We start from the raw sequence: 12,065 nt of genomic DNA, 5'->3' as shown, positions 1-12,065 counted from the left end.
TCGGCGGATGGCCACGCCGTCGGAACGGCCGCGGACAAGCATACGTCGGTCTCAGCGTGTCGCGTCCCCGACGGCGGTGGCCGGTGCCCAGCGTTCGGGGTCGATGCGACCGGAGTAGAGCGGCAGTTCGAGCGGCGCGTCGGTCGGCCGGAACTGGGCCCACATGCGGTTGGAGCCCGCGGTTCCGGACTGGCGCACGCGGGTGACGGCATCCAGGTCGATCGTCTCGACGAGGACTGCCGGGTCGGCGCTCGATGCGGCCGCGAGAACGGCGCCCTCAGGGTCCACGATGAGGCTGCGGCCCTCGCCGATCGGGCCGGCGCAGTTGACGCTCACGGTGAACGTCTGGTTGACGATCGAGTTGGCCTGGGCGAGCACGACCTCCTGCGCGCGGTCCGGCGTGGTGGTCTTGACGATGTTGACGACAGCCTCGGCGCCCATCCACGCCAGGTGGCGGGTGACCTCCGGGAACCAGGCGTCGTAGCAGATGGAGAGGCCGAGACGTCCGGTGCCGGGGATGTCGAAGACGACGAACTCGCCGCCGGGCTCGTAGGGCTCGTAGGGCCGCCACGGGAAGATCTTGCGATAGCTCGCCGTCAGCTCGCCCATCGGCGAGAAGACGAGCGCCGTGTTGAAGAGCTCACCGGCGGGTCCGCGCTCGCACACGCTGCCGGGGACGAGCCAGGCGCCCGCCGCCCGTGCGATGGCGCCGAGCTCGGCGATCAGCGGCGCGTCCAGAGCGACGGCGGAAGCGTCGAGCAGCTGGTTGCGGTCCCCGGGCGCAAGGTGCTCGGGGCCGAAGAGGTGCAGCTCGGGATAGACGACGAGTCGCACATCCGGGCCCGGATGCGCGGCGGCGATCGAGCGCACCTCGTCCGCGAACACGTCGAGCGGAGTCCCGATCGGCAGCGGCGGTGCTTGGACCGCCACGATCTGCAGGATTCGTGTCATCGTCCTCACTCCTTCGTTCCTAGACCGGCTCACAGCAAAAATAGATCATTATGAGCGCTTATGTCCACCATGGACGGTTAGGGTGGATGGATGACGTCGGGGACGGACGATTCAGGAGCCGGTGGCACGGCCGGTGCGGCCGTGGCGGCGCTCGTGGACCCGGCCGTCGCGGGCATCACGCGCCTGAGCGCGCTGGAGACGGTGCGGGCCCGCATCGCGCTCGCGATCGAGCTGGGCCTCCTCGCCCGAGGCGAGCGCCTGCCCACCTACCGCCAGCTCGCCCAAGCGCTCGGGGTGAGCGACATCACCGCTCGCCGGGCGCTGGAGAGCCTCGCTGACGACGGCCTCCTGGCCCGGCGGCGAGGCCGGGCGGGCGGCACCTTCGTCGCGGAGCGCTCCGCGGCCTCTGCAGTCTCTGCCGTCGGCGCCTACCTGGATGACGCCGCGAAGGTGCACGAGCTGATCGACCGCCGGACGCTGCTCGAGTGCGCCGTCGTCCATCACGCGGCGCTCGTCATCAGCGAAGCCCAGCTCGCCGAGCTCGACCGCTACGTCGAGCAGGCGGCGCAGGCCGAGGACTGGAGCGGCTACCACTCGGCCGACGAAGCCCTCCATCTGACCATCGCCCGGGCGAGCGGCCTCCCCTGGGCCCTCCCGCACTACAGCACGACGCTGTACGCCCTGTACGAGTACTTCCTGCCGTACCCGGTCGCCTATCTGCACCGCGTCAACGCCGAGCACGTGGAGGTCGTCGACGCCCTCCGCCGACACGACCCGGTGGCTGCGGTGGCGATCATGGAGGCGCATGTCCAGACCCTCCATCGCTCCATGTTCATGGGCATCGCCGCGGCCGGCGAGGACGCAGCGCGAACGACTGCGCCGGACGCCGACAGCTGATCGGACGTCCGGCGCGAGCCATGGGCGGAACTCAGTCGACGATGATGCCGGCGAGGTCCTCGCTCTCCGGGGCCGCGTTCTCGAGGTCGGCAGCCTGCTGCCCGGCCAGGGTCCGCTCCGCGGCGAGGTCGAGGTTGCGGCTGAAGAGCCAGTAGAGCGCACCGCCGACGGGGAGTCCGATGAACAGCGAGATGTCGACGCCGCCCATGCGCTGTGCGATGAACCCGGTGAAGAACGTGCCGATGCTGAAGAACGGGACCATGCAGGCGAAGGCCACCAGGTACGAGACGATCCCGGCCCAGCCCCAGCGCTTGTAGATGCCGTGCGGCTTGAAGATCTCGCGGATCGCGTAGTGCCCCTTGCGCACGATGAAGTAGTCGGTCAGGTTGATCGCCGTCCACGGGATGAAGAAGTACAGCACCAGCAGCAGGAAGTCCGCGAAGACCGTCGCGAAGTCGCTGGAGGCGTAAAGGGAGAGCACGCCCGAGATGACCGCGGTGACGCCGACCGTGATCACGCGGACCTTCAGGGTCGGCCGCACCTTGCGAATGCTGTCGATCGACGAGATCAGGGTCAGCGACCCCCCGTACATGTTGAGGACGATGACCGCCATCAGCCCGAACGCGATCACCAGCAGGGCGATGATGCCGAAGCCGGGGAAGAGACCGTCGGCGACGTCCCGGATCGCCGCCACCGGGTCGCTGGCGTTGAAGTCCTTGACGGCGGCGGCGAGGTACGCACCCAGCAGGATCATCCAGGCGCCGCCGATGGCGCTGCCCCAGAACGTCCACCGGAAGGTCGTCTTCGGCGGGGTGTCGGCCGGAAGATAGCGCGAGTAGTCGGAGACGTAGATCGCCCACGAGATCTGGTACCCCGCGACGACGCCGAACTGTGAGAAGAAGGCAAGGGCGTTGAAGTGCGCGATGTCGAACGAGCCGGCCGGGAGGTGCAGGTGGACCAGCGCCGCGAACGTGAGCAGGGCGAGCACGACCACGGTGACGTAGGTGAGGTACCGCTCGACCTTGTGGATGAGGTCGTAGCCGAAGAGAGCTACCGCCGCGCAGACGATGGTGACCAACCAGAACCAGAACGCATCAGCGCCGTGCCCGACGTGGATCGCCCCGGTGAGAGAGTCACCGGCGAGGACCGTGTTGAAGACGTTGAAGCCGGCGTACTGCAGGAACGCGAAGAGCCACACCAGCAGCGCGCCGATGTAGCCGAACTGCGGGCGGGACTGGATCATCTGCGGCAAGCCCAGCTGCGGGCCCTGCGACGAGTGCGCGGCCATGAAGATCGTGCCGACCAGCAGACCGAGGACGATGGCGATGATCGACCAGATCAGGTTCCCGCCGGCCGCGATGCTCACGACACCGACCGCAAGGGTCGCGATCTGCGCATTGGACATGAACCACAGGGGGCCGATGTGCCACACCTTGCCGTGACGCTCGTGGTGCGGGACGTAGTCGATGGACCGCACCTCCAGTCCGAGAGTGCTCCCGGTGGTTGTCCTCTGCTCTGACACAGGTACTCCTTCAACGTGTTGGGATTCGACCGCGGAACGGGTGAGCCTGGGGGCTAGCGCCTTCGGGCCCCGTCGTCCTGACACAGAACAAAATAGATCAGGATGATCCCTTTTGTCCACCATTCCCCAACGGGCATCGCGCAGCAAGCACGCGACTGAGGTCACTTGACATTCGTATGGTACCGAACGACAATCGTTCGGTACCGAATCGATAGGAGCAGTCATGACAGCACAACGCATCGCCTTGGTAACCGGGGCGAACCAGGGAGTCGGGTTCCAGGTCGCGAAGGAGCTCGTCGGAAACGGCGTCACGGTGTTGCTCGGCTCCCGGGATCCCGGGCGCGGACAGGCCGCGGCCGGGCAGATCGGGGAGGGCGCGCTCGCGATTCAGATCGATGTGACGGACGTGGCCTCCATCGCGGCCGCCGCCGAGCGCATCGAGAAGGAGTTCGGTCGCCTGGATCTCCTGGTCAACAATGCCGGCATCTCGCGCGCTCAGAGCAGCGATGGCGACTTCCTCCGCGACTACGCCACAGCGAACAAGGCGAGCACGGCGTCACTGGACGAGATCCGCACCGTGTGGGAGACCAACGTCTTCGGCACCCTCGCCGTGTACCAGGCGATGCTGCCGCTGCTGCGGAAGTCGGCAGACGCCCGGATCGTCAACGTGTCGAGCGGCGTCGGATCACTGACAGCCAATGCCGACCCGGACTCTCCGTACCATTCGATGTTCGGCCCGGTGTATCCCGCATCCAAAGCCGCACAGAACGCGATCACCCTGGCGATGATGGTCGAACTGGAGTCGACGGACATCAAAGTCAACCTGGTCTCGCCGGCCTTCACCGCCACGAACCTGAACAACTTCGCCGGAACCGAGTCCGTGGAGGACGGCTCCCGCGAAGTGGTCCGCGTGTGCCTGCTGGGCCCGGACGGCCCGACCGGCACGTTCACGCGTTGGGAGAACACCCCCATTCCCTGGTGAATACTTGACGCATGACCGAGCGCGCTTCCGAGCCGGAGTTCGTCGGCACCTGGGCCAAGCGGTACTACTTCGCCAACCGGGCAGCCGTCGATGGCGTCTTGCGGCCGCACGGAATCGGCTCGACACAATGGGCGGTGCTCTACCAGCTCGCCACCGATGGCCCGACGTCTCAGCGAGACCTCGGTCGTGCCCTGCATATCGAACGGGCGAGCCTCAGCGGAATCGTGGCTACCCTCGTGCGCAAGGGCCTCGTCGAGCAGGCTCCGTCCCCGACGGATCAGCGGCAGCGGCTGATCACCCTGACCCCCGACGGCCGGACGATGTGGGGCGCCCTTCCCGATCCGTTCGCCGAAGTACGCTCGGTCGCACTCGTCGGCATCGACCCCGACGACCTCGCGACGGCCATCCGCGTACTGCGAAAAGCGACCGAGCAGGTCGAGGCCCACACCTTCGGAACCTCCTAGGTCACGCTGGCCGATCCGACGGCGGTCGTGTCGCCGGTCGATTCTTGGCGGATAGTGCGTTATGTCTCAGGGCGGGTTTCCAGTCCTGTCAGCCATTGTCGAACGTTGGCTACTAGGCTACTTTGGTACCACCCGACGAGAGACTGGAACAATGCCCGCCACCCAGAGCCCTGTAAAGGTTGATGCGGCCACCGATCGGCTGATCAGCGACGCTGCGCATTTCCTCGGTCGCACGAAGAAGGACATCGTCAGCGACGCTGTCCGCGAGTATGTCGAAACGCATCGTGACGAACTCAATGCGGCGATCAAGGAGTCTCTGTCGCGCCTCGATGGATCGAAGTCCGCCGCGGTCTCGGTGCTGACCGGCATGAGCCCCGCCGAGCTCGAGGAGCTCGGCGGCCTCCCGGCTGAGTAATTCGTGGCCGACACTGCGCCGGTCCGCCCAACCAGGCGGGCACTGTCTGACCTGCGCCTCGATGTACCCACGATCGCCGTGCCTCTCAGTGAACTCGAGCATCCCGTCGTCGTGCGCGTCCAAGCAATCCCGGACATGGTGGCCGCCAACTCAGCCGAACGCGTTCTATCGCTGAAAGACCGAGTCTGGTTCAAAGTGAAGACAGGCGCCTGGCGTGGCGCAGCGGGCAACGTGCGCGGCGCGGTCGACGACAGCCCCCGCGCCGCACTCGAAACAGGGCAGGCCTGGTGGTGGTTGGCAGCGGCGGGCGCGCGACAGAACGACTCTCCTCAACGTGACTTCTACTCCAGGCTGGATGCGGAGGCACACGCGGGCGGCCCGAATAGTTGCTCGACAGACTTCCTCTTGCCGCAAGCATGGGACGTCAAACGACTCGAGGCCGAATTGGCTCTTGCACTCGTAAACGCAGTTCCCCCGCTCGTCAGACGTGCCGCCGCACTCTCGATGCAAGAAGGCGATATCCGCGGATTCACGTACGGTCCCACCGACGTCCGGGTCCGAATCAGGATGCTCAATGACGGTCAGGTCTACTTGGCGATCAGCTCGGTCGGAGCAACCGACCCGGACTTCTTCGCGCTCCTACTCTCGGCATTCGACGGCCTCACTGTCCACGACTGGCTCCCCGAGCCAGTTCCATACCTGCAAGTACAGCCCGAACCAGGTGAGATCCTTTGGTCGACGATCCTGACTCCCGAGGCACAGCAGTCGCTGCTCCACGAGGTCGACGTTGAGGCGTCCGGCAACGAGGTACAAACGTAGGCGATTCGCCGCCCCAGGCTCCTACGAGCAGCACGATGACGACGCCGCGGGCCCAGTGGAGCACACGCCCGTGGCGGGGAGGACCAGCTGCACTTTCATCGCCGAGGCGATGTCGCCGGCGAGGTACGCGGTGATGGAGCGGACTTGTTCGTACCCGGTGGCGAGCAGGAACGTCGGTGCGCGGCCGTAGGACTTCATACCGGCGAGGAAGAAGTTCGGCTCCCGCTGCTGCAGCTCGGCGAAGCCGTGCGGCTCGACGGTGCCGCAGGTGTGGATGTTCGGGTCGATCAGCGGCGCCAGCCGGGCGGGCGCTTCGACGATGTCGTCCAGCTCCAGCCGGATCTCACGCAGCATGTCCAGGTTCGGGCGGAACCCGGTCGCGTTCACCACCACGTCGGTGTCATGCTCGACGACCTCGCCGGCGCGCTGCCCGATCAACCGAACCCCGCCCTCGATGGGCGCGACGCGGAGGATCTCGAACCGGTCGAGCTGATGGATGTCGCCTGTGCCGATCACTCGCTCGACGCGCTTTCCGATGGCGGCGCGCGCGACCAGTTCGTCGTCGTCGGACGTCGTGACGCGTACGGCGCCGGCGTTGCGGATGAGCCAGGTGATCTGCGTCTCTGGCTCTTCGCGCTTGAGGGCTGCGAGGTTCAGCAGCGTGTTCGCGGCGGAGTGTCCTGCGCCGACGACGGTGACGCGCTTGCCCGCGAAGCGGTGCCGCTCGCGTCCCATTACGTCCGGAAGGGCGTGCGAGACGTGGTGGGCGACAGCCGGCAGCCCGAGCGGGTCGAGGCCCGAGGAGGCGAGGCTGTTCGGGGTGAGGTAGGTGCCCGACGCATCGATGACGGCGCGCGCGGTGACCTCCTGCACGCCGTTCGCATCCGCGATGCGCAGCAGGAACGGGGTGTCGGCGCGGCCGGCACTGCGGGTCCGGTCCATACCCTCCCGGCTGACCGCGTCGACGGTCACGCCGTACCGGATGCGGGAGGCGATCGCGTCGAGCTTCGAGAGCGGCTGGAGGTAAGCGGTCACGAACTCGCCGCCGGTCGGCAGTGCCGACTCCTCGGGCGCCGTCCATCCCGTGCCCTCGAAGAGGCGGCGGGAGGCCGGGTCGATCAGGTGACGCCACGGCGAGAAGAACCTGATGTGCGCCCATTTCTGGATGCTCGCCCCTGCATCCTCGCCGGCCTGGTAGACGACGAAGTCGATCCCGCGTTCGACCAGGTTCGCCGCGGCGGCCAGCCCGATGGGGCCCGCGCCGATGATCGCGACCGGCAGCCCGTCGAGCCGGCCGCTGCGCACAGTAGGAGTGGTCAGGTCGACCAGAGTCATCGCATCCTCCATTGACGTTCTTCGACGGATGGAGTCTGCCTCCTTCCATCGAAGTTTGTCAATATAGACGCTAGGATTGATCCATGAGCACTCGGGAAGCACTCCCCCTCACCCCGGTCGGTTCCTGCTGCACACCGGTCACCCAGGACGTGCTCACCGCCGACGACGCCGCGTCGATGGCAATCGCGTTCAAAGCGCTCGGCGACCCGACCCGCCTCCGGCTGCTCTCGATCGTCGCCGCCTCCGAGGGCGACGAAGCGTGCGTCTGCGACCTGACCGATCCGATCGGACTGAGCCAGCCCACGGTCTCGCACCACCTGAAGATCCTGATGGACGCCGGCTATCTCACCCGCTCGAAGCGGGGCACGTGGGCCTACTACAAGCTCGTCCCCGGCAGCCTCGACCGCGTCGCCGCGCTCCTCGCCACCGCGACCGCATCCACCGCCTGAGAAGTCAGCGCGCCCGGACTACTTGAGGCTGCCGAGCGAGAGCCCGCCCTGCCAGTACTTCTGGAGGGTGAGGAAGGCGACGATCAACGGGATGATCGAGACGAGCGCACCCACGATGATCAGGCTCCAGAGCGAATGCGAGCCTCCGTTGTTCGACGAGGCGAGCTGCGACCAGAGGCCGAGTCCGACGGTGATCGGGTAGAGCTTGGAGGTGGAGAGCATCGCCAGCGGAAGGAAGTAGTTGTTCCACGTCCCGACGATCGAGAGCAGCAGCACGGTGATGAGGGCAGGACGCATCAGCGGCAGGGCGACCGTGAAGAACGTACGGAACTCCCCGGCGCCGTCGACGCGCGAGGCGTCCAGCAGCTCGTCCGGAACAGCGTCGGCGATGTACACGCGCATCAGATAGACGCCGAACGGGCTCAGCAGCGACGGCAGGATCACCGCCCAGATCGTGTCCGTGAGGCCCAGGTTCGACAGCAGCACGAACGTCGGGATGACGAGAGCGGTCAACGGGACCATGACGGAGCCGAGCAGCAGCGCGAAGGTGAAGTTGCGCCCGCGGAACCGGTACTTGGCGAAGCCGTAGCCGGCCAGGACGGCGATCACGGTCGCTCCGACGCCTCCGCTCACCGCGTACAGGACCGAGTTGCCCAGCCACTGGAGGTACTCGCCGCCGTTGTAGGTGAACAGGTCGGCGAGGTTCGCGAAGAGATTGAAGTCCTTGCCGAACCACAGCGCTCCCGTGCCGGCGAAGAGGTCCGGTGCATTCTTGGTGCTGGCGACCAGCAGCCACCAGACCGGGACCAGGAAGTAGATCACCAGCACGACGAGGAACAGGTGCGCGATGACGTTCCGGGGCTTGCGGGTCGTCCGTAGCGGCGTCGAGCGCCCGGCGTTGACCGGACGGGCCGTCGTCTCGAGGGTTTCGGTCATTTGAGGAGGCTCCCCCGCTTGCGAGTGGCGAACATGAAGATATAGACGGCGATGAACACCACGATCCCGAGAGCGAACGAGATCGCCGACGCGTAGTTGAACTGGGCGTACGAGAAGGCCAGGTTGAACGCGTAGATGTTCGGGGTGAAGTCCGGAGTGATCGTGCCGTTGGCCACCGGTGCGAGCACCTGCGGCTCGGTGAAGAACTGCAGCGTCCCGATGAGGGCGAAGACGAGGATGAGGACGAGCGCCGAGGCGACCAGCGGGATCTTGACGCGGATCGCGACCTGCCACCAGTTGGCGCCGTCGAGTTTCGCGGCCTCGTAGATCGAGGGATCGATGCCCTGGAGCGCCGCGAAGATGATGATCATGTAGTACCCGGCCCACTGCCAGGTGACGACGTTCAAGAGCCCGGCGAACACGTTCCCCTGGCTGAGGAGGAAAGGCGCCTGCGCGTTGAACAGCGAGAACAGCTGCTGGAGCGGACCGAACGTCGGGCTGTAGAGGAAGCCCCACATCAGGGCGCCGATCACCGCAGGAATCGCATACGGCAGGAAGATCATCAGACGCGAGAACCGGGCCAGCCGGGTCGTGAGCGCGTCGAGGACGAGCGCGGCCGCCAGCGAGACGAGCATCTGCACCGGGATCAGCACGATCGAGAAGCGGACGACGAACCACACGCCGTTCAGGAACGACGGATCGGTGAACGCCTTCACGTAGTTGTCGATGCCGGAGAACACCGTTCCCGTCGCCAGCCCCTTGGTGAAGAGGCTGAGATAGAAGGCGTACGCGAGGGGCGCGACGAGGAAGAGCACGAACACGGCCGCGAACGGCGCGATGAAGATCCAGCCGGTCCGCCCGCGGCGGGCCAGCATCTTCGCGCTGCCGGAGCGTGCGCGCGACGGTCGCGCAGCGGTGCGCGGTGGGGATGCGGTCGTGGTCGTGGACCCGACGGGGGCCATGGTCTCTCCCTGGATGTCGTTAGGGGTTGGTTCCCGGGACGGGACGCGAGGGCAGTGCCATCGCATCCCGTCCCGGAAGGGATTACTTGACGGTGAAGCCCTGGCTCTTGGCGTACTTCACCATGATGGCCTGGAGGTCAGTGGCCGCTTGCGACCCGCTGATCTTGCCGGCGTTGATCTTCACGATCTGCGCCTGCAACTGCGCGTAGTAGTACACGGAGAACGGGCTGTAGTTGAAACCCTTGTAGTTGTTCTCGGCGGGGATGTAGATGTCCTTGTTGGCGGTCTGGCCGTTGAAGAAGTCCACCGGGTTGTTGATGAACGCGTCCGACTTCAGCACGCCCTGGTTGAGCGGGAAGATCGTCTGGGTCTTCCAGCCGTCCGTCAGCGATGCGTCGTCCGCGTAGATCCCCTTCGCCACCTCGGCGGCGAGCTTCTTGTTCGTCGCCTGCGAGGTGACGGCGAAGGTCGATCCGCCCCAGTTGACCGAGACCTGGTCACCGGCGTTCCACTGCGGGAGCGGCGCGACGGCGAAGGAGCCCTTCTCCGAGCCCTTCCCGACGCCTGCGCCGGTGAGGTAACCCGGTGCCCAGGCGGCCGAGACGTACGTGGCGTACTTGCCGCCGACGACGCCCGCGATGTAGTCGGTGGTGAACTGGTCCTGAGTGCCGACCACTCCCTTCTTCACCAGGCCGGCCCAGTAGTCGAGCACATCCTTCGCGGGCTGGCTGTCCAGGTTGATGGAGATGTTCTTCGGGTCCTGCAGGTTGTAGGTGAACGGCACGGCGCCCTTCTGCGCCATCAGCGCAGTGATCGCCGCAGGCACGTTGCTGCCCAGGTCCCCGAAGAGCGGACCACCGGCGGCCTTGACCTTCTCGGCGGCCTGCGCGTACTCCGCCCAGGTGGTCGGCGGCGTGATGCCGTACTTGGTGAAGATGTCCTTGCGGTAGATCATCGCCATCGGGCCGCCGTCGACCGGGATCGCGTAGACGGACGAGCCCTGGGAGACGTCCTTCCAGGCGCCGTCGGAGAAGTTCTTCTTCACGTCGTTGGCCCCGTACGGCGCCAGGTCGACGAGAGCCTTCTGGATCTCGAAACCGGTCAGCTGGTCCGCCTCGAGCATGATGACATCCGGTGCGCCCTTGCCCGCCGAGATCGCGGTCTGGAACTTCGCATACTCGGGTCCGCCCTGGCCGGCGACGGTCCAGCAGACCTGCACGTCCTTGTGCGCCCGGTTGAAGTTGTCCACAACCTTCGCCATGTTCGGGTACCAGGCCCAGACCGAGACCTGAGGCGCGTCGTTCATCATCTTGTTCGTGCAGTTCGTGAGCTTGGGGTTGCTCGCGCCCTGGGCGTCGGATCCGCCGCCCTGGCTGCAGCCGGCGAGCGTCGCCGCCAGCGCCATCGCCGCAACAGTGGCGACGAGTGCCATCCGGTTCTTTTTCACTGTGTTCCCTTCAGTGCTTCGAGTCGATGAAGGAAGGGAGAATGCGGCTGCCCGGAACGGTCATGCTGGATCCTCCTTGATCCTGATTTCTTCGTTTCTCCAACGTTATAGGAAAACGTTGTAGGAACATTGTGGTGGGGGATGCGGAGAAGTGTCAAGCACGCTTCGCAGGCGGGTGTCACGCCGGGACGGAGGCGACCGCCGAGCGCAGGACGGTCGACTCACGCACGACCAGGCGGAACGGCACATCGATCTCCTGGGGAGGATCCGACCGCTTCTTGCCGGCGATCCGCTCCACCAGCAAGCGCACGGCGGTCTCTGCGATCTCCTCGCGTCCCGGATCGACCGTCGAAAGGGACGGCACGGAATACCGGGTCTCGTCGATGTCGTCGAAGCCGATCATCGCGATGTCGCCCGGGACGCGGAACCCGTTCTCCTGCAGGACGCGCATGGCACCGAGCGCGATCGCGTCGTTGAAGGCCACGACCCCGTCGAACGTCACCCCGCCGGCCAGCACCGCGTCCATGGCCTCAGCGCCCGTCCGGCGATGCCAATGGCCGACCGGGACGACCAGCTCGTCCCGATACGGAACACCCGCGGCCGCGAGTGCCTCACGATATCCCGCGAGTCGCAGACCGGCGGACCCGACGACTTCGTTCTCGTGCGCACCGAACGCGAGAATGCGCCGGCGACCGAGCGCGAGGAGGTGCTCCGTCGCCGCTCGCGCTGCGGCGACGTTCTGCATGGTCACGTGGTCGGCAGGTCCGTTGAAGATCCGCTCGCCCAGGAGCACGAGCGGGGTGGGGATATCGAGATGGGCAGCATCCTCCTGACCCAGCGCCAGCACGCTGAAGAGGATCCCGTCGACCATCCGCATGCGAGGACC

13 protein-coding genes are annotated in these 12,065 nt (G+C 66.4%); 6 read left to right on the top strand and 7 right to left on the bottom strand.

What is annotated here, in order from left to right:
* Nucleotides 1-51 precede the first annotated feature (51 nt).
* The gene (locus ACPYOG_RS09055; RefSeq protein ID WP_481293906.1) at nucleotides 52-951 is read right to left on the bottom strand and encodes a carbon-nitrogen hydrolase family protein; all 900 of its coding nucleotides are present in this window, start codon (nucleotides 949-951) and stop codon (nucleotides 52-54) included.
* Nucleotides 952-1,041: 90 nt separating this feature from the next.
* Between ACPYOG_RS09055 and ACPYOG_RS09050 the strand changes: the two genes are divergently transcribed.
* Complete coding sequence (locus ACPYOG_RS09050) at nucleotides 1,042-1,848, top strand: FadR/GntR family transcriptional regulator (RefSeq protein ID WP_481293905.1); 807 nt, start codon at nucleotides 1,042-1,044, stop codon at nucleotides 1,846-1,848.
* A 31-nt stretch (nucleotides 1,849-1,879) separates the two neighbouring features.
* Here ACPYOG_RS09050 and ACPYOG_RS09045 read toward each other — a convergent pair whose 3' ends face one another.
* Entirely contained in the window at nucleotides 1,880-3,370 is a 1,491-nt protein-coding gene (locus tag ACPYOG_RS09045) for a purine-cytosine permease family protein (protein ID WP_481293904.1), read from the bottom strand.
* 223 nt (nucleotides 3,371-3,593) lie between these two features.
* On the opposite strand from ACPYOG_RS09045, the gene ACPYOG_RS09040 reads away from it, so the two are divergent.
* From ACPYOG_RS09040 to ACPYOG_RS09025, 4 genes are all read left to right on the top strand, one after another.
* A complete protein-coding gene (locus ACPYOG_RS09040; protein WP_481293903.1) occupies nucleotides 3,594-4,352 on the top strand; it encodes an SDR family NAD(P)-dependent oxidoreductase in 759 nt (252 codons plus the stop codon).
* A gap of 11 nt (nucleotides 4,353-4,363) precedes the next feature.
* Nucleotides 4,364-4,816, top strand: coding sequence for a MarR family winged helix-turn-helix transcriptional regulator (locus tag ACPYOG_RS09035; RefSeq protein WP_481293902.1), 453 nt, complete (start codon nucleotides 4,364-4,366; stop codon nucleotides 4,814-4,816).
* Nucleotides 4,817-4,967: 151 nt separating this feature from the next.
* Complete coding sequence (locus tag ACPYOG_RS09030; protein WP_481293901.1) at nucleotides 4,968-5,231, top strand: hypothetical protein; 264 nt, start codon at nucleotides 4,968-4,970, stop codon at nucleotides 5,229-5,231.
* 3 nt (nucleotides 5,232-5,234) lie between these two features.
* Nucleotides 5,235-6,050: a hypothetical protein gene (locus ACPYOG_RS09025; RefSeq protein WP_481293900.1), complete on the top strand. Its 816-nt coding sequence runs from the start codon at nucleotides 5,235-5,237 to the stop codon at nucleotides 6,048-6,050.
* Between the two features lie 21 nt (nucleotides 6,051-6,071).
* Here the strand turns inward: ACPYOG_RS09025 and ACPYOG_RS09020 are convergent, their stop codons facing one another.
* Nucleotides 6,072-7,385, bottom strand: a complete 1,314-nt coding sequence (locus ACPYOG_RS09020) for an NAD(P)-binding domain-containing protein (protein ID WP_481293899.1) — start codon at nucleotides 7,383-7,385, stop codon at nucleotides 6,072-6,074.
* A gap of 83 nt (nucleotides 7,386-7,468) precedes the next feature.
* Here ACPYOG_RS09020 and ACPYOG_RS09015 point away from each other — a divergent pair, with 83 nt between their 5' ends.
* The gene (locus tag ACPYOG_RS09015; RefSeq protein ID WP_481293898.1) at nucleotides 7,469-7,834 is read left to right on the top strand and encodes an ArsR/SmtB family transcription factor; all 366 of its coding nucleotides are present in this window, start codon (nucleotides 7,469-7,471) and stop codon (nucleotides 7,832-7,834) included.
* A gap of 18 nt (nucleotides 7,835-7,852) precedes the next feature.
* On the opposite strand, the gene ACPYOG_RS09010 is transcribed toward ACPYOG_RS09015, so the two are convergent.
* The 4 genes from ACPYOG_RS09010 to ACPYOG_RS08995 all read right to left on the bottom strand — a co-directional run.
* On the bottom strand, nucleotides 7,853-8,770 hold the full coding sequence (locus ACPYOG_RS09010) for a carbohydrate ABC transporter permease (RefSeq protein ID WP_481293897.1): 918 nt from the start codon (nucleotides 8,768-8,770) through the stop codon (nucleotides 7,853-7,855).
* Nucleotides 8,767-9,732 (bottom strand): carbohydrate ABC transporter permease, encoded by a 966-nt coding sequence (locus ACPYOG_RS09005; RefSeq protein ID WP_481293896.1) that lies wholly within the window; start codon nucleotides 9,730-9,732, stop codon nucleotides 8,767-8,769. Before ACPYOG_RS09005 ends, ACPYOG_RS09010 begins: the two co-directional genes overlap by 4 nt.
* Before the next feature lie 82 nt (nucleotides 9,733-9,814).
* Entirely contained in the window at nucleotides 9,815-11,179 is a 1,365-nt protein-coding gene (locus ACPYOG_RS09000) for an ABC transporter substrate-binding protein (RefSeq protein ID WP_481293895.1), read from the bottom strand.
* A 178-nt stretch (nucleotides 11,180-11,357) separates the two neighbouring features.
* Nucleotides 11,358-12,065 (bottom strand): LacI family DNA-binding transcriptional regulator (locus ACPYOG_RS08995; RefSeq protein WP_481293894.1); only part of this gene is annotated, 708 nt, incomplete at its 5' end.

Source organism: Leifsonia sp. HAY1-4F, assembly GCF_056755275.1.
Note: the sequence above shows the minus strand (reverse complement) of the source record. Positions and strands in the feature narration are given on the sequence as shown.